Raw genomic sequence first — 21,477 nt, 5'->3', positions numbered from 1 at the left:
TTTTATGCCAAGCCTTCGTTTCGTCCAGCAATTCCTCAAGTTCTCGCCCGTCCTGGGCGGCGTGGCCGCGCTGGCCCTGAGCGCCACTTTTTCGCTGGCTCATGCTCAGCACAGCGACAAGGAAACCAAGGAAGACATCCAGCGCCACCGCGCCATGGCCGCCGCCCACGAAGCCGCGGCCAAGTGCCTGGAGTCGGGTAAAAAAGACGAGGTTTGCGAAAAAGAGCTGCAAGCCGCTTGCAAAGGGCTGGCCGTCGGCAAATACTGCGGCATGAAACACGTTCATTGAGCCCGGCGAACCGTCCAGGCCTGAACCGGCGCCACCCCTGCAGGAGTCCCGCATGAACCCGATCCTTCGCAATCGCCTGGGCCGCGCCTTCGCGCTGGCCTGCGGCTTGTCCCTCGCGGCCGCAGGCCTGCAGGCGCAGACCCTGTCTTCGCCGGTGGCGGGCGGCGCCAAGCCGGCTGCAGCTGCCGCGGGCCCGGGTTTTGACCTGCCGGTGGGCCAGGGTGCGGGCGTGCATGGCGCCAATAGCCCGTTTCCGCCACTTTCGGCCCGTAGCGATGTGGTGCCCTGGTCGGTGCTGACGGCGGTGAAAACCAAGAACGAGAAAAACCGCATCCTGCCGGTCTTCACCCTGGACCAGATGGCGCTGAACCAGAAAACCCAACGCATCCAGGGTTTCATGATGCCGCTGGACCCCGGCGAAAAACAAAAACATTTTCTGCTGTCCTCGGTGCCATTGACCTGCGCCTTCTGCCTGCCGGGCGGGCCCGAGAGCATGGTCGAGGTCAAGACCAAGACGCCGGTGAAATACAGCATGGAGCCGGTGGTGGTGGAAGGGCGTTTCCTGGTCTTGAACGACGACGCCTACGGCCTCTACTACCGCATCACGGATGCCACCAGCGTCAAATAAGCGCCGGGGTTCAGGTTCCGCCGGGGCCCTGGCCTGGCTGCTGGCCGCCTCGTTTTTATTTGCGCAATTGCTGGGGCTGATGCATGGCGTGGTGCATGGCCCGCAGGCGCATCTGCATGCGCATGCCCATGCGCACCAGGACAGCCATCACCCTGAACACGCCGCGCCGGCGCATGCCGAAGAGCCGGCTGAGGGAGGCTGGCTGGCCTCGCTGTTTGCCTCGCATGACGGCGATTCGGACTGCCGGCTGTTCGACCAGGCCAGCCACGGCCAGGCGGCGCCTGCGCTGCCCATGCTGAGCCTGCCACTGGTGCTCTCCAACGCAGTTTTTGATATCTCCCGCGGCGAAGCGCTCGCCCGCTGGGCGGCGCTGTTTGACGCGCGCGGCCCGCCTTTCCCTCGCTGAATCTCCCTCCATTTGTTGTGTGCCGGCCGCCAGGCCAGGGCGCAGCTTTGCCCTTTTTGATTTTTCCCGATTCAGTGAGTCACCATGAAACCACCTTTTATCAGCCGCGCGCTCTGCGCCGCGGCAACGCTTTCTTGCGGCCTGGCGAGTGCCCAAGCCACAGCCCCCGCCCCAGCTACCGCCCCCAGCCTCAAGGAAGTCACTGTGACCGGCAACCCGCTGGGCACATCGGACCTGATCGCGCCGGCCGCGCAGTACTCGGGCACCGGGCTGCTGCTGCGCAGCAAAACCACGCTGGGTGAAACGCTGGACGGCGTGCCCGGCGTGAGCAGCACCTACTTCGGGCCCAACGCCAGCCGGCCCATCATCCGCGGGCTGGACGGCGACCGCATCCGCATCCTGGGCAACGGCGGTACGACGCTGGATGCCTCCAGCCTGAGCTACGACCATGCCGTCACCAGCGACCCGATCAGCATCGAACGCGTCGAGGTGCTGCGCGGCCCCGGCGCCTTGCTTTACGGCGGCAGCGCCGTGGGCGGCGTGGTCAACGTGATCGACAACCGCATCCCGCGCGAGCCGCTGTTCGATGAAAAAGGCGGCGTGGCCGGCAAGGTCGATCTGGGTCTGGCCAGCGGCAACCGCGAAAAAAGCAGCGGCGTGCTGCTCGAAGGCGGCAACAACCGTTATGCCCTGCATGTGGATGTGTTCAACCGCGAGACCGGCGACGTGAAAGTGCCCACCGACCTGGCCTGCGGCAAGGGCGGCTTGAACATCATCACCAACCGTATTTGCAACTCCGACAGCAAGGTCCACGGTGGCGCGGCCGGCGGTTCGGTGTTTTTTGACCACGGCTACCTGGGCGCGTCGGTCAGCACCTACCGCAGCAACTACGGCACGGTGGCCGAGGACGACGTGACGATTGACATGAAGTCAAACCGCGTGGCGCTGGAGGGCGAACTGCGCGACCTGGGCGGTTTTATCCGGAGCGTGAAGGGCCAGCTGAGCCATACCGATTACCAGCACACCGAATTCGAAGGCCCCAACCCGGGCACGGTGTTCAAGAACAAGGGTAGTGATGTGCGGCTGGAGGCGCGCCACGCGCGTATCGGAAACTTCGACGGCCTGGTCGGCTTCCAGGCCGAGAACAACCGCTTTTCGGCCGACGGCGCCGAGGCCTTTGCGCCCTACAGCAAGACCGCGCAGAACGCCGTGTTCGCTTACGAGGAATACGCTACAAGCTGGGGCAAGCTGAGTTTTGGCGGGCGGCTGGAGTCGGTGAAAGTGGAATCGCTGGGCAATCCACTGGTGGCGCGTTTTGCGCCTTTGACGCGCGACTTCACGCCGCACAGCTATGCGCTGGGCGCCTTGTGGAATGCGGCGCCGGGCTGGCAGCTGACCAGCAACCTGGCCTACACCGAACGCGCGCCCAAGGACTATGAACTCTTCGCCCAGGGCCCGCACGTGGCGACCAAGGCCTGGGAAACCGGCGACCCGACGTTGGGCAAGGAAAAATCGACCAGCCTGGACCTGGGCGCCAGCTGGAAGTCGGGGGCCAACAGCTTCAGCGCCAATGCCTATGTGCACCGCTTCAAGAACTACATAGGCCTGCTGGCCACGGGCAACCAGTACGGGCAGGAAGACGGCGCGCTGAACCCGGCCGACCTGGACGGCGACGGCGTGGACGACAACAACCCGGACAACCAGTTGCTACCGGAGTTCGCCTATACCGGCGTGCGCGCGCGTTTTGTGGGCCTGGAAGCCAGCGGCAACATCCGCCTGCTCGAAGGCCCGTCCAGCGTGGACCTGGCCCTGCGCGGTGATGTGGTGCGGGCCACCAACCTCAGCAACGGCCAGCCGCTGCCGCGCATCGCGCCCGCGCGTGTGGGCGCCAGCCTCATCTGGGCCAGCGGGCCCTGGGGCAGCAGCATAGGCTTTGACCATTCCATGGCGCAAAACCGCGTGGCCGACGGCCAGCGCGCGACCCCGGCCTACACGCTGTGGAACCTGGCCGCCACCTACCGCATGAAGGCCGGCGCCAGCAACATCCTCTGGTATGCCAAGGTCGACAACCTGACCAACCAGTTGGCCTATAGCGCGGCTTCGGTGCTGACGACCACGGCGTTCCCGAAGGCGCCGCTGCCGGGGCGCAGCTTGAAGGTGGGCATGCAGCTGGCGTTTTAAGCGACAGCCGGGAGCGGAGGGCCGGGGACGGCACGCTAAGATTGCGGCAATGAACCCGTTGGTCTTTGAGTCCCTGTTCCCGGTTGTGCTGTTGATTGCCGCGGGCTTTTTTGCCGGCCGGGCGCAGTGGATCAGGGCCAATGCCATCAAGGACCTGTCCAACCTGATCTTTCTGCTGCTCACGCCGGCGCTGCTGTTTCGCACCATGAGCCGGGTGCGTGTCGAGCAGCTTGATTTCAAGCCGGTGCTGGCCTATTTCCTGGCGGTCATCGTGCTGTTCGGCGGCACCCTGCTGGTGCAGGGCTTTAACCGCCGCGCCGCCGTGCTGGCGCTGGCCAATACTTTTTCCAACACCGTGATGATAGGCATCGCGCTGATAGGCCTGATGTACGGGCCCCAGGGACTGGTGACGCTGTTCACGCTGGTATCCGTGCACTCGCTTGTGCTGCTGACCAGCGCCACGGTGGTGCTGGAGCTCGCGGTGGCCCATGAACAAAAGCTGGGCACCAGCGACGAGGTGACCCGCGCGCCGCGCCACCCGGTGGCCACCGTGATGATGGCCGTGAAAAACGCGCTGCTGCACCCGGTGCCGCTGCCCATCATCGCCGGCCTGCTGTTCGCGCAGACCGGTTTCACGATTCCCGCCGTCGTCGACAAGCCGCTGGAGCTCATGGCCAGCGCCTTCGGCCCGCTGGCGCTGGTGCTGGTCGGCGTAACCCTGGCCAACACCCGCGTGGGCGAGCACTGGCGCCAGGCGCTGGCATTGGCTGGGGTGAAGAATCTGCTGCACCCGCTGCTGGTGTTCGGCCTGTGCCGGCTGCTGGGCGTGGGCGGCGTGCCCATGTCGGTGATGGTGGTGGCCTCGGCCCTGCCGATAGGCGCCAATGTGTTTTTGTTTTCCCAGCGCTACAAGGTCGCCGAAGAGCTGATCACCGCCAGCGTGGTGGTGTCCACCGCGCTGGCCCTGGTCACGCTGACCGTGGTGCTGATTTTGGTCGGCCGTGTCGGCTGACACCTGTCCCGGAGTCCTTTGATGCAATTCCTCCAGTCATTGCCCGTGTCGGCGCAGACCATAGGCCTGCTGCTGCTGTCCAACATCTTCATGACCTTCGCCTGGTACGGCCACCTGAAGAACCTCGCGACCTCGCCCTGGTACATCGCCGCCCTGATCAGCTGGGGCATCGCCCTGTTTGAATACCTGCTGCAGGTGCCCGGCAACCGCATAGGCTTCACCCAGTTCAGCGTGGGCCAACTCAAGATCATGCAGGAGGTCATCACCCTCAGCGTGTTCGTGCCCTTCGCGGTGTTTTACCTGAACGAGCCGCTCAAACTCGACTATCTTTGGGCGGCGCTGTGCATGGTGGGCGCGGTCTACTTCATCTTTCGCAGCGCTTGATAGAACAGCGTTTTTAAAGCCAGCATGAGCCGCGGGACTGGCTTTGCCAGACCGCAGGCGGGCGGCCCCCTCGGGGGGCAGGGAGCTAGACGAAGTGAGCGACCGTGGGGGCAAGGTAAACTTCTAGTTGTTACAAAAACGTCATATTTTTGACTTACTTCCTGAGGAATAGACATGCTGTTTGGCAAATTGCTGCCGCGTGAAGGCAATTTTTTCGAGATGTTCAACCAGCATGCTGAACGCATCGTGGAGGCGGCGCATGCTTTTTCCAAGCTGGTCGCCAACTACAGCGACGTGGAAAAGCGCGAAGCCTTCAACCGTGAAGTCGACCACGCCGAGCGCGCCGCCGACCGCATCACGCATGAAGTCAACCGCGCGCTGCACAGGACCTTCATCACGCCGATAGACCGCGAGCAGATCCACAAGCTCATCAACACCATGGACGACGTCGCCGACCTGATCCAGGACTCGGCCGAGACCATGGCGCTGTACGACGTGCGCCACATGACCGAAGACATCGTGCGGCTGACCGACCTCAGCGTCAAATGCTGCGAACGCCTGCAGGACGCGGTGGCGCTGATCGAAAAGGTCAGCGATGCCGCGACGGCCGAAGCCGCGCTCAAGACCTGCGAGGAAATCGACAAGCTCGAATCCGACGCCGACCGTGTGATGCGCTCGGCCATGAGCCGGCTGTTCCGCGAGGAGCCCGACGTGCGCGAGGTCATCAAGCTCAAGGCGGTCTACGAACTGCTCGAAACCATCACCGACAAGTGCGAGGATGTGGCCAACCTGATCGAGGGCATCGTCCTCGAGAACTCCTGATCGCGGGCGCCTGAATCATGCAAACCGTACAGGCCGCCCTGTGGGTGGTGTTCCTGCTGGTCTTTCTGGCCATCGCCTTCGACTTCATGAACGGCTTTCATGACGCGGCCAACTCGATCGCCACGGTGGTGTCGACCGGCGTGCTCAAGCCGGGGCAGGCGGTGCTGTTCGCCGCCTTCTTCAACTTCCTCGCCTTTTTCATCTTCCACCTGAGCGTGGCGGCGACCATAGGCAAGGGCATCGTCGCGCCCGGGGTGGTCGACACCCATGTGGTGTTCGGCGCGCTGACGGGCGCGATCACCTGGAACATCGTCACCTGGTTTTACGGCATTCCCAGCAGTTCCTCGCATGCGCTGATTGGCGGCATCGTCGGGGCCGTGATTGCCAAGGCCGGCGCCAGCGCGCTGATCGCCTCGGGCGTGTTCAAGGTGGTGGCCTTTATTTTTGTGTCGCCCCTGCTGGGCTTTTTGCTGGGCTCGCTGATGATGGTGGCGGTGGCCTGGGTTTTCCGCCGCGCCACGCCCTCGCGGGCCGACCGCTGGTTCCGCCGGCTGCAGCTGGTGTCCGCGGGCGCCTACAGCCTGGGCCACGGCGGCAACGACGCGCAGAAAACGGCCGGCATCATCTGGCTGCTGCTGATCGCCGCGACCAGCAGCAATGTGCAGGGCCTGCCGGTCTGGATGATGGCGACCACCGAGCACCTGCCGGTCTGGGTGGTCATCGTCTGCTACATCGCCATCGGCTTCGGCACCATGTTCGGCGGCTGGCGCATCGTGAAAACCATGGGCCAGAAAATCACCAAGCTCAAGCCCGTGGGCGGCTTTTGCGCCGAAACCGGCGGTGCGCTGACGCTGTTCCTGGCGACGGCTTTGGGCATTCCGGTTTCCACCACCCACACCATCACCGGCGCCATCGTGGGCGTAGGTTCCACGCAGCGCGCTTCGGCCGTGCGCTGGGGCGTGGCCGGCAACATCGTCTGGGCCTGGATTTTCACGATCCCGGCCTCGGCCTTCGTAGCGGCAATCGCCTATTGGGTCAGCCTGCAGGTGTTCTGATCACTGGGATATCTTTTTGGCTTCTTCAACCTGGTATTCGAAGTAGCGCTGGAAGCTGAAGACGATGCTGGACATCAGTGAAATCGTGCCGAACAGCAGGGCGAACACCACCGCGCCTATGGTCAGCCAGTTGGTGTTGCCGGCTTTGGTTTCCGGCGCGGCTGCGTTGTGCAGCGCGTTCCATTTGTCGGTCGACATCAGGCCGTAATAAATCGCGGTCAGCGCCGTGCCGGCCAGGGTGAAGCCCAGCAGGGGAATCAGCACCCAGGCCAGGTGGTCGTCCTGGCCGTACATCCGCACACGCTCCACACCCCACCAGCCCAGCGCCGCGACGATGGGATGTAGCCAGGCCCAGACGTCGCCCAGGCCGAACAGGTAAAGGCGGTGGATGCCGAGCTGGCCGCCTATGAAGGCCAGCCAGGCGGCGAGGGTTTTGTTTTTCGGGGCTTTGGGGGAGGGCGCTGTAGCGGTTTGCATGCGGCGATTATGCGGCGGGCGGCTCGGGTGGCGGCTGGGTGTGGCCTGCGCCCAGGACTTTTTCCATGATGACGATGTCGCGCCAGGCGCCAAACTTCCAGCCGCAGGAGCGGACGGTGCCGACCTCGGTGAAGCCGAGCGCGCGGTGCACGCCCACCGAGCCGGCATTGGCCGAGTCGCCTATCACGGCCATGGCCTTGCGTATGCCCACCGCTTCAAACCGCGCAAGCAGCTCGGCCAGCAGGGCGCGGCCCAGGCCTTTGCGGTGTTGCCCGGGTGCCAGGTAGATCGAATCTTCCACCGAGAAGCGGTAGGCCGGGCGCGGCTTGAACCAGTTGCCGTAGGCAAAACCGGCGATTTCGCCGTCCTGCTCGGCGACCAGGTAGGGCAGGCCCTTGGACAGCACGTCGGCCCGGCGGGCCGCCATGTCGGCCGCGCCGGGCGGCTCGGTTTCAAAAGTCCCCGTGCCGTGCAGCACGTGGTGGCCGTAAATGGCGGTGATGGCGGGAATGTCCTGGTCGCGGCTGGGGCGTATGAGGGGCATGGGGAGGGCGCTTGGCGGTGGAACAGCGGGAGAAGGATGGGGAAAAGGGCGAATTTCCGGAAAAACCGTCCGGCAGGCTATAATCTCAGGCTTTGCAGCAATTCGCTGGCCGGGTGGCCATGTCGTGTGTCTCAAGCGCTGCAGAACATTGGGGTAACTACTTTACCGGTAAGCCCCACCACCCGAAGGATAAATCATGGTCGTCATTCGACTTGCACGCGGCGGTTCCAAGCACCGTCCTTTTTTCAATATTGTTGTGGCTGACAAGCGCGTCCGCCGCGACGGCCGTTTCATCGAGCGCATCGGTTTTTACAACCCGATCGCCACCGGTGGCGAAGAAGGCCTGCGCATTGCGCAAGACCGCCTGACCCACTGGATCGGCGTGGGCGCACAGCCGTCCCCGACCGTGCTGCGCCTGGTCAAGCAAGGCGCCGCCAAGGCCGCCTGAGATCCCCGAAGCTTTTAACCCAAGTTTCGATGCAGCCCGGCCTCTCGCCGTCCGCGGGCTTGACACCTTCAAGCCTGCCGGACGACGCCGTTGAAGTCGGGCGCATCCTGGATGCCTGGGGCGTCAAAGGCTGGGTGAAAATCCTGCCGCACAGCTCCGATCCGGAAGCGCTTTTCGCGGCCAAATCCTGGTTTTTGCAGGCGCCCGACGCCAAATTCCGCCCGGGTTTCACCGTGTTTTCCGGCACCGTCACGCTCAGCGTGGACGAGGCCAAGGTTCACTCCGATTCCGTGGTCGCCAAGTTCGCCGGCCTGGACGATCGCAATGCCGCCGAGGCCTTGCGCGGCGCCCGCATCTTTTTGCCGCGCAGCAGCTTTCCCGCCGCCTCCAAGGACGAGTACTACTGGGTCGATTTGATCGGCCTGAAAGTGATCAACCGCGAAGGCGTTGACCTGGGCCTGGTGCGCGACCTGATGGCCACCGGCCCGCATTCCGTGCTGTGCGTCGAGTACCCCGTCCAGCAGGAGGGCGGCAGCAGTGGCACCGCCGAACGCATGATTCCCTTTGTCTCGGTCTATGTCGACACCGTCGATATCGCCGGCAAATGCATCACCGTGGACTGGCAGCCCGACTACTGAGGCCTGCCTCTTTCCGAGGTCCTTTTCGGGGCCTTTCCAGGTCGATTTCCCCTCGGCGCCCGGCTCGCGCAAAATAGCCTTCCCATGCGCTTTGACCTGATCACCCTGTTTCCCGAACTTTTTGCGCCTTTCCTGGCCAGCGGCGTCACGCGCCGTGCCTATGAATCGGGGCTGGTGGAGGTCAAGCTCTGGAACCCCCGCGATTTTGCCGATGGCAATTACCGCCGGGTGGACGACCGGCCTTTTGGCGGCGGCCCGGGCATGGTGATGATGGCCGAGCCGCTCGCCTTGTGCCTCGAAGCCATACTGGCCGACCGTGCCGCCGCCGGCGCACCCAAGGTGCCGACGGTGCTGTTTTCGCCGGTAGGCAAGACGCTGGATCATGCCGGCGTCGAAAGCTGGTCGGCCGGCGCCGGCGCCGTGCTGGTCTGCGGCCGCTACGAGGGGCTGGACCAGCGCTTTATCCAGACGCATGTGGACCTGCAGATCAGCCTGGGCGACTTTGTGCTGTCGGGCGGGGAAATCGCCGCCATGGCCCTGCTGGACGCGGTGGCCCGCCTGCAGCCCGGCGTGCTCAACGACGAGGGCAGCCACCAGCTCGACAGCTTCAACCCGGCGCTCGACGGGCTACTCGACTGTCCCCACTACACGCGGCCCGAAAGCTGGCGCGGCCAGCCTGTGCCGACCACCCTGATGTCGGGAAACCACGCCCATATCGAGCGTTGGCGGCGTGAGCGGCGGCTGGCTTTGACGCAGCACGAACGCCCCGAATTGGTGCAAAGAGCGCGTGAGAGTGGCCATTTGAGCGAAAGCGACGAGGCTTTTCTGGCCGATCTGCTTGAAAACCCCGACAAGGACGCTTGAGAAAAGCCCTGGCTTGCTATAATCAAAGGCTTTTCGATCCTCTGGCGGCCACTGCAACCATCTGAATCATCTTTGGGTGAATCCATGGATTTGCGGTCTTTAGCGTAGCGCGTGCATGAACGAAAAAGTTAGATGGAAAAATCATGAATCTGATCCAGACCCTCGAGCAGGAAGAAATTTCCCGCCTCAACAAGACCATCCCCGCATACGCTCCTGGCGACACCGTCATCGTGAGCGTGAACGTGGTTGAAGGCAACCGCAAGCGTGTGCAGGCTTTCGAAGGCGTGGTGATTGCCAAGCGCAATCGCGGCCTGAACTCCAGCTTCATCGTCCGCAAGATATCCAATGGCGAAGGCGTCGAGCGCACCTTCCAGGTGTACAGCCCGCTGATCGCCAAGATTGAAGTCAAGCGCCGCGGTGATGTGCGTCGCGCCAAGCTGTACTACCTGCGCAGCCGCAGCGGCAAATCCGCACGTATCAAGGAAAAGCTGGGCGCCTGATCTGCCGGTCCGGCCCGGCCGGACCCAGGGCAGCCCCAACAGCCCCTTTAAAAAAGCCGCTCACCGAGCGGCTTTTTTTATGCCCCGGGCCCCAAGCCAACAACCCACAGCCCCACGCCGACGTGCTCCATGAACTCCTTCAAGCCGCTGCCCAAGTTTGACCCGCGCAGCATCCCAGTGCTGGGCATTGACGACCACCTGGCGGGCGTGCCGCTGGACCGGCTGTCGCCGCAGGCCCTGCGCGAGCGCTTCCGGCACCCGCCGGTCTGGACACCCGAGCACAGCGTCGAGAAAAAATTCACCGACCGCACGCCGGCGCTGGCGGCTGTCCTGGTGCCGCTGGTCATGCGCGATGAAGTGACCTTGCTGCTGACCGAGCGCACCACCAACCTCTCCACGCATTCCGGCCAGGTGGCCCTGCCGGGCGGCCGCACCGACGACACCGACCGCGATGCGGTCGACACCGCCTTGCGCGAAGCCCACGAGGAAATCGGCCTGCCGCGCGGCCATGTGGAGGTGCTGGGCACCTTGCCCACCTACGTCACGGGAACGGCCTTCATCATCACGCCGGTGGTGGCGCTGGTGAAGCCCGGCTTCGCGCTGCAACCCAACCCCGGCGAGGTTGCCGACGTGTTCGAGGTGCCGCTGGGCTACCTGATGAATCCCGCCCACCACCGCCGTCATGAGATGGAGTTCGACGGTGTTATCCGGCAATGGCTGTCCATGCCCTACTCCGACCCCTCTAGCGAAGCAGACAGCGGCGAAGCCAGGGAGCGCTACATCTGGGGCGCGACTGCCGGCATGCTGCGCAACCTCTATCGCTTTCTAGCTGCGTAACACCCCCGTCCAGGCTCACTGCGTGTAGCCTGTTCCCCCCTCGAAGGGGGCGGCGCCTGCGGTCTGGCAAAGCCAGCCCCGCGGCCCCCGCTGGTAATGCCGCCTGAATTCTTCAACCCAGCATGAGCCGCGGAACCGGCTTTGCCGGGCCGCAGGCGGGCTGCCCCCTCGGGGGGCAGCGCATTACACGAAGTGAAAAGCGTGGGGGCCCGTCTCAGCGTGGGGGCCGGATATGATTCACGCATGAGCTTTCTCGCCGTTTTGTTTGCACTCATCATCGAACAGGCCCGGCCGCTGGCCCGCGGCAACTGGGTTCATGCAGGCTTTCGCGGATGGGCGCGCTGGACCAACCGCAGCCTGGACGCCGGCAAACCCCAGCACGGCTGGATCGCCTGGACGGTCGCCGTCATCGTGCCGGCGCTGGTCACCATGCTGATCCATTGGCTGCTCTGGAACATCAACGTCGTGCTGGCCTTTGCCTGGAGCGTGGCGATTCTTTATGTCACGCTGGGTTTTCGCCAGTTCAGCCACTACTTCACCGACATACGCGACGCGCTCGACGACGGCGACGAGGCCACGGCGCGCGAGTTGCTCGCGCAGTGGCGCCAGGTGGACGCCAGCGAACTTCCGCGCAGCGAAATCGTGCGCCACGTGATCGAGTATTCGGTGCTGGCCGCCCACCGCCATGTGTTCGGCGTGCTGGCCTGGTTTTCGGTGCTGGCCGCGCTGGGCTTGGGCCCCGCGGGAGCGGTGCTTTACCGCATGAGCGAATTCGTCTCGCGCTACTGGGCCTACAAGCGCAAAACCGCCGCCGCGGCGGGCGAAGGCGCCAGCATGGCGCTGCAACTGGCCGCCAGCCGCGCCTGGGGCGTGATCGACTATGTGCCGGCGCGCGTCACTTCGCTGGGCTTTGCGGTTGTCGGCAGTTTTGAGGACGCCATCGACGCCTGGCGCAACTACACGCAGCGCTTTGCGGCCAATGCGCCGGCCGCCGCCGAGAACCGCAACGACGGCATCATCCTGGCCGCCACCTCCGGCGCCGTGAACGTGCGCCTGGGCGGAGAGGCGCTCAAGGCCACGTTCTCGCCCAACACCTCCCAGGGTTTCCAGGCCGGCGGGCTGGACTCGGAAGACAGCATCGCCACAGAGGCCACGCCGGGCCGCGAACCCGAAATCGCACACCTGCGCAGCATCGTGGGGCTGGTGTGGCGCTCCGTGGTGCTGTGGATGGTGCTGCTGGCCCTGCTGACCCTGGCCCGATTGCTGGGTTAAGCGGCGCAGCAGCCCGGCAGGCTGCCGGGGGGTCAATAGCGGCTCTGCGAAAGCTCCGCAAACAACTCGGTGTACAGCCGGTACCGGTTGGCGCTGATGCTGCTCGGGTGGTCGCTTGCATTCACCTCGGCAATCACGCCGCAGCCCGGCTCATGCAGGTGGGTGCAGTTATAAAACTTGCAGTCCTGCGCATGGAGCCTGAGGTCCGGCATGTAGCCGGCCAGGCGCATGGGCGCTATGTGGTGCAGGCCGAATTCCTGGAAACCCGGCGAGTCGATCAACGCCGTGGCGCGCGTGTTGCCGTCCCCGGTGTCCACCCAGTACAGCGTGGTGCTGGTGGTGGTGTGCTTGCCTGAGTTCAGCGCCTGCGAAATCTCCGCCGTCAGCACACGTGCATCGGGCACCAGCAGGTTGGTCAGGCTGCTCTTGCCGGCGCCCGAGGGGCCCAGCACCAGGGTTTTTTTGCCGCGCAGCAGCTCGACCAGTTCATGCAATTCCGTGGCCCGGGTATTCGCCGGCCTCGATGCTTCGACCTTGGGTTTGATCGCCAGCGAAAGCATACGGTAGCCCATGGTGCGGTAGGGCGCCAGCTTCGCCCAGGCGCGCGTGAAAGGTTCGCCCAGGTCGCTCTTGTTCAGCGCGATGACGGGGGTGATGCCTTCGGCTTCGGCGGCGATCAGCGCGCGGGTCAGCTGGCTTTCCGAAAATTCAGGCTCGGCCGCGATCAGGATCAGCACCTGGTCCAGGTTGGCCGCGAAGGACTTGGTGCGCATCTCGTCCTGCCGGTAAAACAGGTTGCGGCGCTCCTCGATTTTTTCGATGGTGCCCTCGTCCTCCGAAGCCAGCCAGCGGATGCGGTCGCCGACCACGGCCTGGCTTTTTTTGCCGCGCGGGTGGCAGATGAGGCGTTCGCCGGTGTCGGTCTCCACCAGCACATGGCGGCCGAAACCGGCCACCACCAGCCCCGGCTGCGTCCCCGCGAGGGGGCGCGCGGCGGGCTGCCGGGGTTTGCTCAAGCGAGCAGGGCGTCTGCCTTGGACGCGCAGAAGAAGTCGCTGACGGAGATGCCGTTCACATCGTGGGTGTTGAAGCGCACCGTGCACTTGCCGTAGCTCACCGCGAGGTCGGGATGGTGGTCCTCGGCGTTGGCGATAAAGGCCAGCGCGTTCACGAAGGCAATGGTCTCGTAGTAGTTTTTGAAGCTGTAGGTTTTTTCCAGCGAGCCGTCGATCAGGCGCCAGCCCAGGGCCTGCTCGCCGTTGAGTTTGCTCAGCTGCGTGACGATTTCGGTGGCGCTCAGGGCCCGCCGGTTCTGGTGGATAGGGTTGCTCATGTCGCGGCACTTTCAAGCGAAGGGGTCATGCGGCCCAGCCGCTCGGAGGCGGGAGGGTGCGAGTAATAGAACTTCACGAACACCGGATCGGGTGTCAGCGTGCTGGCGTTGTCCTTGTAGAGCTTGAGCAGCGCGCTCTGCAAATCCCTGCCGTCGGTCTGGGCCACGGCATAGGCGTCGGCCTCGAACTCGTGCTTGCGCGAGAACTGTGCGAACACCGGCGAGATGAAAAAGCTGAAAAGCGGCACCACCAGCAGGAACAGCAGCAGGGCCAGCGCGTCGTTGGCGCCATTCAGATTGGGGCGTACCCCTAGGCCGGTATAGAACCACACCTGCGACGACAGCCAGCCCAGCAGCGCGAAGCCGGCCAAGCTCATGGCGAACATCGAGACGATGCGCTTGATGATGTGCTTGTGCTTGAAATGGCCCAGCTCATGCGCGAGCACGGCGTCGACCTCGCCGGGGCTCAGCTGCTTGAGCAGGGTGTCGTAAAACACCACGCGTTTGGCCGCGCCGAAACCCGTGAAGTAAGCGTTGGCATGGGCCGAGCGCTTGCTGCCGTCCATCACGAACAAGCCCTTGGCCGCGAAACCGCAGCGCTGCATCAGGGCCGTCACGCGCGCCTTCAGTGCTTCGTCTTCCAGCGGCTTGAACTTGTTGAACAGCGGCGCGATCACGGTGGGGTAGAGCACCAGCACCAGCAGGTTAAAACCCATCCAGGCACCCCAGGCCCAAAGCCACCAGAGGCGCCCCGCGCTGCCCATCAGCCACAGGATCAGCGCCACGATAGGCAAGCCTATGACCAAGCCCACCAGCGTGGATTTCACGAGGTCGGCCAGCCAGAGCTTGAAGCTCATCTTGTTGAAGCCGAAACGTTCCTCGATGCGGAAGGTGCTGTAGAGGGTAAAGGGCAGGTCCAGCAGGCCGCTGACGAGGCCGAAGGCAGCCAGCAGGGCCAGCTGCGGCGCCAGCACGCCCCAGGCGGCCAGGCCGGAGCCGGCCAGCGCCTGGTTCAGCGTGTCTATCCCGCCCAGCAAGGTCCAGCCCAGCAGTACGGCGGAGGCGAAGGCCGTCTCCAGCAAGCCGAAGCGCGCCTTGGTGATGGTGTAGTCGGCCGCTTTCTGGTGGGCTTCGAGCGAGATGGTGCCGGCAAAGGCCACGGGCACGGCGCCGCGGTGGCGCGCCACATGGCGGATCTGCCGCGAAGCCAGGTAGAACTTCACGAGCAGGCCCAGCACCAGCAAAGCCGAGAATACCCCGGTGAAAACAAGCGAATAGTCGGTCATAGCGGGCAGTTTAGGCGATCAGCGAGAATCTCGGCATGCCCGAAATTGAAACCACACTCAAAAAATCAGACCAGAACCTCGTCTGGCTGGACTGCGAAATGACCGGGCTGGACCCGGAAAAAGAGCGCCTCATTGAAATCGCCGTGATCGTGACCGGCCCTCAGCTCACGCCGCGCATCGAAGGCCCGGTCCTGGCGATCCACCAGAGCGACGAACTGCTGGACCAGATGGATGCCTGGAACAAGGGCACCCACGGCCGCAGCGGCCTGATCGACAAGGTCAAGGCCAGCACGGTGGACGAGGCCGACGCCGAAGCGCAGATACTGGCCTTCCTGGCCCAGTACGTACCCAAGGGCAGCTCACCCCTGTGCGGCAACACCATCAGCCAGGACAGGCGCTTCCTGGTCAAGTACATGCCCAAGCTGGAAGCCTTTTTGCACTACCGCAACGTCGACGTCAGCACCTTCAAGGAGCTGGCCAAGCGCTGGCGGCCCGAGGTCTACAGTGCCTTCAAAAAGCGCCAGAGCCACACGGCGCTGGCCGATGTGCACGAATCCATCGACGAGCTGGAGCACTACCGGGAACATTTCCTGAAGTGATTCTTTGACGGGTTTCGTCAGGCAGGGTAAGCGAAAGCTGCTCCTGAAATGAGAGCGCCTGCAAGGCCCGATAGCCTTGATCAAGCGGGGGACTGGTAGAAACCCGTAAAGCACGCTATAATCGTGGGCTTGCGGTTGCACAGGGTGCGCTGCATTTGTACATCTACCTCACACTTTTGGACTCCAACAACGGAGTCACCGCTTCGGGCACAGCGTCAAGTTTGCCGCCCGGGCTGCATATTCGTTTGATGGTTGATGTTTTATTAACCATGAACGAAGCCTTCCGCATCGCGGGAGGTGAAGTTTCCTGTTCCCTCGCCAAAAGCGCTGCGAACAGGTGATTAGTGAGAAAAAACATGACTGACTCTTTTGAGGCTCGTGGCGACTTTTTGCCTGAAGCCATTGCCAACGACAACAACGACACCGCTTTCAACGTGGTTCCGGATTTTTCCGGCGCGCCTGAAGCCGCCACGTCCCTCGATGCGATCGTCGCCGAACCCAACGGTTTTGTAGCGCTGGGCCTGGCCAAGGAACTGCTGCAGGCCGTCGCCGACATGGGCTTTACCAAGCCCACCGCGGTGCAGATGGCGACCATCCCCAAGGCCATGCAGGCCCTGGATGCCGATCCCAAGGCCGCCAAGTTCACCGACCTGCTGGTCTCCAGCCAGACCGGCAGCGGCAAGACCGCCGCCTTTCTGCTGCCCGTGCTGCACACCCTGCTTATGCAGCAGGAAGAAGCCGAGCGCCATGAGCGCGCCGAATTCGAACGCCTGAACGCGGAAGCCATTGCCCGCGGCGAAGCGCCGCTGAAAAAGCCCAAGCGCAAGGACCCGACCAATCCCCGCAACTTCAAGGCCGCCACGCCCGGCGCGCTGATCCTGTGCCCCACGCGCGAGCTGGCCCAGCAGGTCTGCGCCGACGCGATCGACCTGGTGCGCCATTGCCGCGGCCTGCGCATCGCCAACGTCGTTGGTGGCATCCCTTACCAGCTGCAAATTGCCAAGCTGCAGAACGCCAACCTCGTGGTCGCCACGCCCGGCCGCCTGCTCGACCTGCAGCGCAGCATGCAGATCAAGCTGGACCAGGTGCAGTTCCTCGTCGTCGACGAGGCCGACCGCATGCTGGACCTCGGCTTTGCCGACGACCTGACCGAAGTCAACCAGCTCACGATAGAGCGCAAGCAGACCATGATGTTCAGCGCCACCTTCGCGCCCCGCATCATGCAGCTGGCCACGCGCGTCATGCGCACGCCGCAGCGCGTCGAGATCGACTCGCCGCACGAAAAGCACACCTCCATCACGCAATCGCTGCTGTGGGCCGACAACATGACCCACAAGCGTAAGCTGCTGGACCACCTGCTGCGTGACACCACCATCAACCAGGCCATCGTGTTTGCGAGCACCCAGGTTGAATGCGACGGCCTGGCCAACGACCTGGTCCAGGAAGGCTTCAGCGCGGTCGCGCTGCACGGCGCGCTGAGCCAGGGCCTGCGCAACCGCCGCCTGATGGCTTTCCGCGACGGCCGCGTGCAGGTGCTGGTGGCGACCGACGTGGCCGCCCGCGGCCTGGACGTGCCCACCATCACCCACGTGATCAACTACGGCCTGCCCATGAAAGCCGAAGACTATGTGCACCGTATCGGCCGCACCGGCCGTGCCGGCCGCGAAGGCAAGGCCGTCACCATCGCCGAGTTCCGTGATCGCCGCAAGATCCAGGACATCGAGCACTACATGCAGCAGAACCTCAAGCCCAGCGTCATCGCCGGCCTGGAGCCACAGCAGCGTTTCGCCCCCACCTCCGAGCGCCCGCGCGGCAATTTCGGCGGTGACCGCGGCGGCCGCGGCTTCGGCGGCGGCGGTGATCGCGGTGGCTTTGCCGGCCGCAAGCCGGCCGGTGGCTTCAGCAACGGCGGCTTTGCCGGCTTCGGCAACAACCGTTTCGAGCGCGACGACCGCGGCTCCTTCCAGGGCCGTCCTCCCGCACCGCAGGGCAACGGCTATGCCGACCGCTCCGGTTTCAACGACCGCGGCCCGCGCCGCCAGGACGACCGCGGCGGCTTCGGTGGCGGCCATAACGCCGGCTTCGCCCAGCGTGACGACCGCAATTTCGGTGCGCGCAACGAAGGCTTCGCGCCGCGTCCCGACTTCGCCAACCGCAAGCCTGGGTTTGCCAAGCCGGCCGGCAAGGTCTTTGTGCCCCGTGATGCGGCCAAGAAGGGCGGAAAGTTCTCCAAGCCCGTGCGCGACTGATCTTTAGCGTCGTCACTACGGCAAACAAGAAAGCCGCAGCAGACATTGTCTGCAGCGGCTTTTTCTTTTTCGTGTCGCGTACCCGGGCCGCGCCCGGGTAGGCAGTGCGGCCGCCCGGACGCTATGATGCGATGGCGGTGCCGGCAGTCCGGCGCCCCTCCAAAAAGCACAGACATGTACGCAGCCGCCTGGCCCCCTCTTTCAAAGAACTGAAATCTTGCTTCTGCTTGCGCCCGGGCATTTGTCCTGACGTACCGCAGAAGTATTGCCCGCACCCCGCCGGATAGCTTCCCGGCCGGTGTGCTCGATCACGACCGCCCTTTCGAGTGACGACGATTCACGTCGTGCCCGCGGTCTTGTCCATTTCATTTCTTTGGAAACTGTCATGTCCTTGTTCAATACCTTGATGGCTTCGACCATTGCCCTGGCGCCGCGCGCGCTGATTCGTAAAATCTCACGCCGTTATATCGCCGGTGACACTGTGGCCGATGCAATTGAGCGCGTTGCCGCGCTCAATGCCGCCGGCTTTACCGCGACGGTCGACGTCCTGGGTGAAACCACCGAATCACTGCCTCAAGCCGACGCTACGACCCGTGAATACCTCAACGTGCTCGAAGCGATCGCGCATGAGGGCTTGCGCGCCAATATCTCGGTGAAACCCACCGCGCTTGGCCTGTTGCTCGATGAAGCGCACTGCGGGCGCAAGTTCGAGTGCCTGCTTGACGCCGCCAAGGCTTATTCAATCTTTGTGCGCATGGATATGGAAGATGTGAACTGCACGCAGCGCGAAATCGATCTGCTGCTGCGTTTGAAGAGTCGCGGATACGGCAATGCCGGTCTCGTGCTGCAGGCCTATCTCAAGCGCACCGACCATGACATCTCTTTGCTGCTTGGCGCGCATGAAAATCTGCGCATCTGCAAAGGGATTTATGTCGAGGATCGCGAGCATCTCGTGGAGGGCGCCTGGCAAGACCGGCGTGCGATCAATCCGCACTTTTTGCGGCACGTCGCGTCTTGCTTCGACAGCGGCACCTTTGTCGGCGTCGCGACGCATGACGAAGAACTCGTCGACGAAGTGATCGCACTGGCGCGCCACCGGCAGGTGGCTCATGCGGCGTTCGAGTTCCAGATGCTGCTGGGCGTGCGCGAAAGCCTGCGTGATCGGCTGCTCAGGGAGGGTTATGCGGTCCGTATCTACGTGCCCTACGGCAAGGACTGGTATGGTTACAGCATGCGGCGTATCAAGGAAAATCCCCGCATCGCCGGCTACCTGTTGCGCGCGCTGTTCACCCGCTGAGGGATTCAGCTCATGCCGTTGCGGCTGGCCAGTTCGACAAACAGCGCTGACTGGTCCAGGTCGGTCAGGCCGTTCTCCACGCCCTCGGCATAAAGCCGTTCGAACAGCGCGGTGATGGGCGCCTCAAAACCGATCTCCTGCGCGGTCGCCAGCGCGTTGCGCATGTCCTTGAGCTGGATGTCCATGCGCGCGCGCGGCGCGAAGTCGCGCTCCAGCATGCGCTGGCCGTGCACTTGCAGCACGCGGCTGCCCGCAAAGCCGCCGGTGATGGCTTCCCTGACTTTTGCCATGTCGGCCCCGCCGCGCGAGGTGAACAGCAGCGCTTCGGCCACCGCGCCTATCGTGATGCCCACAATCATCTGGTTGGCCAGCTTGGTGAGCTGGCCGCTGCCGTGCGGGCCCACGTGTGTCGCGCGGCCGAAGTGTTGGAGCACCGGCAAGGCCCTCGCGAAATCTTCCGCCTTGCCGCCGGCCATGATGGCCAGCGTGCCGCTCTCCGCGCCGCCGGGGCCGCCCGAGACGGGCGCATCGAGATGCGAAATGCCCAGCGCACCCAGGCGCGCCGCATGGTCGCGTGCTTCGCGTGGTTGGATGGACGCCATATCGAGAAACAGGGCCCCCGGTTTCATCGCGGCGGCCACGCCTTGCGAGAACAGCACCTCTTCGACCACCGGGCCGTTTTCGAGCATGCTGATGACGATGTCGGCGTTCGCCACCGCTGCGGCGGCGCGGGCATGGACCGACGCACCGAGCGCGGCCAGCGGGCCGGCCTTGGCCGGCGTGCGGTTCCACACCTGCGGCGCGCAGCCGGCTGCGCAAAGCCGCCCGGCCATGGGAAGCCCCATGATGCCCGTGCCCAGGAAGGCAATGCGGGGAAGGGGCGTGTCGCTGGCAGTGGTCATTCGTGTCCTCACAATGGCTTTCAGCCATCATGAGGCCGGCCGCGCGAGAAGGCTGTCAGCGAGCTTTCTAGGCAGCGTTTCCAGATGTATTTTTACGCGGCTTTTTTCAGGGCCGGCGCGAACATGGCTTCCATCTCCTGCCGCACTTTGAACGCAGGCGTGGAGGTGTCCATGGCCACGTCGCCCCAGCTCAGGCTCTGGCCTTTCTTGACCGCGCGCACCACCTTGACCTGGTGCGCCAGCCCCAGCGGCAGGCCGCCCATCTTCGTGGAGGTGCCGGCCGGCAGCAGCTTGCCCCAGACGGTGTAGCCGCCTTCGCCGTCCAGCATGTCGCCGGGCTGCAGGTCGCGTTTGGCTGTGGCCACCACGTCGGCGTTCCAGCAGGTCGCCACGCCGGTCGGTTCGCCGCGCAGCGCGACGCTGGCGACCGAGACGCCGACTTCCAGGCCTATCAGGTGCCAGCGCTTGTACAGCGTGAAATAACGCCCGCTGGGGTCGGTGTGGGCGTTGTATTCCTCAAAGCAGTTTTTGATGTAGTCGGTCTCGGCTTCCACCGTGACCCAGACGCCCATGCGGATGTCGTAGGGAATCTTGCGGCCGTTGGCTTCCAGCGAAGAGATGACTTCCACCATGCCTTTGCGCTCCAGCACACCGCCTTCGCTGATGGGGCGTGTCACATAAGGAATGTCTTCCACGCTGGCCGGCGGGTAGAGCAGGCCGTTGCTGGGCACCGTGAGGCCTGTGGCATTGGCCACGGCGGTGGATTCTATGGAAGGCTTGGAGCCGTCCAGGAAACTGTTGAACATCTTCGGGTTCAGCCCGCCACGCGCGGCCTGCTCGGGCGTGAGGCCGTAGTTGCCCCACACCGTCTCGGGCGTGGATTCGCAAAAATGCGGCAGCCATTTATGGCCGCGGCCCGCCGCCACCACCGGGAAGCCGCAGGTGCGTGCCCAGTCCACCAGGTCGCAGATCAATGCCGGCTGGTCGCCGAAAGCCAGCGAATACACCACACCGGCCTCAGCCGCCTTGCGCGCCAGCAGCGGGCCGCAAAAGGCGTCAGCCTCCACCGTGACGTTGACCACGTGCTTGCCGTGCGCAAAAGCCTGCAGGCAATGCTCCACCGCGGCAATCGGGTTGCCGGTGCATTCCACAACGATGTCGACCTGCGGATGCGTGACCACCGCCTGCCAGTCGTCGGTGACCCAGGTCGTGCCGGCCTTGATCGCCGCTTGCGCCGAGGCGGCCTGGGCCATCTCGGGTTTCCAGCCCACGCGGGCGAGGTTGGTACGCGCCGCATCGGGCGAGAGGTCTGCGATCGCCACCAGGTGCACACCCGGCGTGCGCGGGATCTGCGCAAGGTACATGGAGCCGAACTTGCCCGCGCCTATCAGGCCTATGCGCACCGGCTGGTTGTCGGCCGCGCGTTGCTGGAGCTTCGTATACAGGTTCATGAC

Annotated in this window: 25 protein-coding genes; 18 read left to right on the top strand and 7 right to left on the bottom strand. The window is 64.3% G+C overall.

Annotated elements, in window-relative coordinates; translation table 11 throughout:
• Positions 1–4: 4 nt before the first annotated feature.
• The 8 genes from BLQ85_RS07330 (at position 5) to BLQ85_RS07295 (ending at position 6,777) form a co-directional block, all read left to right on the top strand.
• Entirely contained in the window at positions 5–289 is a 285-nt protein-coding gene (locus BLQ85_RS07330; RefSeq protein ID WP_074575648.1) for a hypothetical protein, read from the top strand.
• Between the two features lie 52 nt (positions 290–341).
• Entirely contained in the window at positions 342–917 is a 576-nt protein-coding gene (locus BLQ85_RS07325; protein ID WP_074575647.1) for a DUF3299 domain-containing protein, read from the top strand.
• Positions 898–1,323, top strand: coding sequence for a hypothetical protein (locus tag BLQ85_RS07320; protein ID WP_074575646.1), 426 nt, complete (start codon positions 898–900; stop codon positions 1,321–1,323). The genes BLQ85_RS07325 and BLQ85_RS07320 overlap by 20 nt, the downstream gene beginning before the upstream one ends.
• A gap of 84 nt (positions 1,324–1,407) precedes the next feature.
• Positions 1,408–3,504 carry a TonB-dependent receptor gene (locus tag BLQ85_RS07315; RefSeq protein WP_074575645.1) on the top strand — a complete coding sequence of 699 codons (2,097 nt, stop codon included), beginning with the start codon at positions 1,408–1,410 and terminating at the stop codon, positions 3,502–3,504.
• Between the two features lie 49 nt (positions 3,505–3,553).
• Complete coding sequence (locus BLQ85_RS07310; RefSeq protein ID WP_074575644.1) at positions 3,554–4,516, top strand: AEC family transporter; 963 nt, start codon at positions 3,554–3,556, stop codon at positions 4,514–4,516.
• 21 nt (positions 4,517–4,537) lie between these two features.
• Positions 4,538–4,900 (top strand): DMT family protein, encoded by a 363-nt coding sequence (locus BLQ85_RS07305; RefSeq protein WP_074575643.1) that lies wholly within the window; start codon positions 4,538–4,540, stop codon positions 4,898–4,900.
• A gap of 174 nt (positions 4,901–5,074) precedes the next feature.
• Entirely contained in the window at positions 5,075–5,722 is a 648-nt protein-coding gene (locus BLQ85_RS07300; RefSeq protein WP_007865883.1) for a DUF47 domain-containing protein, read from the top strand.
• 17 nt (positions 5,723–5,739) lie between these two features.
• Positions 5,740–6,777 carry an inorganic phosphate transporter gene (locus tag BLQ85_RS07295; protein ID WP_074575642.1) on the top strand — a complete coding sequence of 346 codons (1,038 nt, stop codon included), beginning with the start codon at positions 5,740–5,742 and terminating at the stop codon, positions 6,775–6,777.
• Here BLQ85_RS07295 and BLQ85_RS07290 read toward each other — a convergent pair whose 3' ends face one another.
• Together BLQ85_RS07290 and BLQ85_RS07285 are read right to left on the bottom strand one after the other, a co-directional pair.
• Positions 6,778–7,254 carry a TM2 domain-containing protein gene (locus BLQ85_RS07290; protein WP_074575641.1) on the bottom strand — a complete coding sequence of 159 codons (477 nt, stop codon included), beginning with the start codon at positions 7,252–7,254 and terminating at the stop codon, positions 6,778–6,780. It abuts the gene before it with no gap.
• A gap of 7 nt (positions 7,255–7,261) precedes the next feature.
• Positions 7,262–7,798: a GNAT family N-acetyltransferase gene (locus tag BLQ85_RS07285; RefSeq protein ID WP_074575640.1), complete on the bottom strand. Its 537-nt coding sequence runs from the start codon at positions 7,796–7,798 to the stop codon at positions 7,262–7,264.
• A 196-nt stretch (positions 7,799–7,994) separates the two neighbouring features.
• On the opposite strand from BLQ85_RS07285, the gene rpsP reads away from it, so the two are divergent.
• The 6 genes from rpsP (at position 7,995) to BLQ85_RS07255 (ending at position 12,357) form a co-directional block, all read left to right on the top strand.
• Complete coding sequence (rpsP, locus tag BLQ85_RS07280; RefSeq protein WP_007865872.1) at positions 7,995–8,246, top strand: 30S ribosomal protein S16; 252 nt, start codon at positions 7,995–7,997, stop codon at positions 8,244–8,246.
• A 29-nt stretch (positions 8,247–8,275) separates the two neighbouring features.
• On the top strand, positions 8,276–8,884 hold the full coding sequence (gene rimM, locus BLQ85_RS07275) for a ribosome maturation factor RimM (RefSeq protein WP_074575639.1): 609 nt from the start codon (positions 8,276–8,278) through the stop codon (positions 8,882–8,884).
• An 84-nt stretch (positions 8,885–8,968) separates the two neighbouring features.
• The gene (trmD, locus tag BLQ85_RS07270; RefSeq protein WP_074575638.1) at positions 8,969–9,748 is read left to right on the top strand and encodes a tRNA (guanosine(37)-N1)-methyltransferase TrmD; all 780 of its coding nucleotides are present in this window, start codon (positions 8,969–8,971) and stop codon (positions 9,746–9,748) included.
• Positions 9,749–9,891: 143 nt separating this feature from the next.
• The gene (gene rplS / locus BLQ85_RS07265) at positions 9,892–10,248 is read left to right on the top strand and encodes a 50S ribosomal protein L19 (protein ID WP_074575637.1); all 357 of its coding nucleotides are present in this window, start codon (positions 9,892–9,894) and stop codon (positions 10,246–10,248) included.
• Between the two features lie 129 nt (positions 10,249–10,377).
• Positions 10,378–11,085, top strand: coding sequence for a CoA pyrophosphatase (locus BLQ85_RS07260; protein ID WP_074575636.1), 708 nt, complete (start codon positions 10,378–10,380; stop codon positions 11,083–11,085).
• 243 nt (positions 11,086–11,328) lie between these two features.
• On the top strand, positions 11,329–12,357 hold the full coding sequence (locus BLQ85_RS07255) for a CobD/CbiB family protein (protein WP_074575635.1): 1,029 nt from the start codon (positions 11,329–11,331) through the stop codon (positions 12,355–12,357).
• Between the two features lie 32 nt (positions 12,358–12,389).
• On the opposite strand, the gene rsgA is transcribed toward BLQ85_RS07255, so the two are convergent.
• From rsgA to BLQ85_RS07240, 3 genes are read right to left on the bottom strand one after another with little or no spacing between them, the layout of a single operon-like run.
• Positions 12,390–13,373 (bottom strand): ribosome small subunit-dependent GTPase A, encoded by a 984-nt coding sequence (rsgA, locus tag BLQ85_RS07250; RefSeq protein ID WP_074575634.1) that lies wholly within the window; start codon positions 13,371–13,373, stop codon positions 12,390–12,392.
• The gene (locus BLQ85_RS07245; RefSeq protein WP_007865853.1) at positions 13,370–13,690 is read right to left on the bottom strand and encodes a 4a-hydroxytetrahydrobiopterin dehydratase; all 321 of its coding nucleotides are present in this window, start codon (positions 13,688–13,690) and stop codon (positions 13,370–13,372) included. Before BLQ85_RS07245 ends, rsgA begins: the two co-directional genes overlap by 4 nt.
• Complete coding sequence (locus BLQ85_RS07240; RefSeq protein ID WP_074575633.1) at positions 13,687–14,976, bottom strand: M48 family metallopeptidase; 1,290 nt, start codon at positions 14,974–14,976, stop codon at positions 13,687–13,689. Before BLQ85_RS07240 ends, BLQ85_RS07245 begins: the two co-directional genes overlap by 4 nt.
• Before the next feature lie 35 nt (positions 14,977–15,011).
• Here BLQ85_RS07240 and orn point away from each other — a divergent pair, with 35 nt between their 5' ends.
• From orn to BLQ85_RS07225, 4 genes are all read left to right on the top strand, one after another.
• Complete coding sequence (orn, locus tag BLQ85_RS07235) at positions 15,012–15,575, top strand: oligoribonuclease (RefSeq protein ID WP_074575632.1); 564 nt, start codon at positions 15,012–15,014, stop codon at positions 15,573–15,575.
• 176 nt (positions 15,576–15,751) lie between these two features.
• Positions 15,752–15,916 (top strand): hypothetical protein, encoded by a 165-nt coding sequence (locus tag BLQ85_RS24545; RefSeq protein ID WP_175456054.1) that lies wholly within the window; start codon positions 15,752–15,754, stop codon positions 15,914–15,916.
• A gap of 15 nt (positions 15,917–15,931) precedes the next feature.
• Complete coding sequence (locus tag BLQ85_RS07230) at positions 15,932–17,824, top strand: DEAD/DEAH box helicase (RefSeq protein WP_074575631.1); 1,893 nt, start codon at positions 15,932–15,934, stop codon at positions 17,822–17,824.
• Positions 17,825–18,209: 385 nt separating this feature from the next.
• Complete coding sequence (locus BLQ85_RS07225; protein WP_074575630.1) at positions 18,210–19,121, top strand: proline dehydrogenase family protein; 912 nt, start codon at positions 18,210–18,212, stop codon at positions 19,119–19,121.
• Between the two features lie 5 nt (positions 19,122–19,126).
• Here the strand turns inward: BLQ85_RS07225 and BLQ85_RS07220 are convergent, their stop codons facing one another.
• Both BLQ85_RS07220 and BLQ85_RS07215 read right to left on the bottom strand, forming a co-directional pair.
• On the bottom strand, positions 19,127–20,023 hold the full coding sequence (locus tag BLQ85_RS07220) for an NAD(P)-dependent oxidoreductase (protein WP_074575629.1): 897 nt from the start codon (positions 20,021–20,023) through the stop codon (positions 19,127–19,129).
• Between the two features lie 92 nt (positions 20,024–20,115).
• Positions 20,116–21,474, bottom strand: coding sequence for an NAD(P)H-dependent oxidoreductase (locus BLQ85_RS07215; protein WP_074575628.1), 1,359 nt, complete (start codon positions 21,472–21,474; stop codon positions 20,116–20,118).
• Between the last annotated feature and the right edge of the window lie 3 nt (positions 21,475–21,477).

The organism is Polaromonas sp. JS666 (genome assembly GCF_900103405.1).
In the GTDB taxonomy this organism is placed as follows: domain Bacteria; phylum Pseudomonadota; class Gammaproteobacteria; order Burkholderiales; family Burkholderiaceae_C; genus Polaromonas.
Note: the sequence above shows the minus strand (reverse complement) of the source record. Positions and strands in the feature narration are given on the sequence as shown.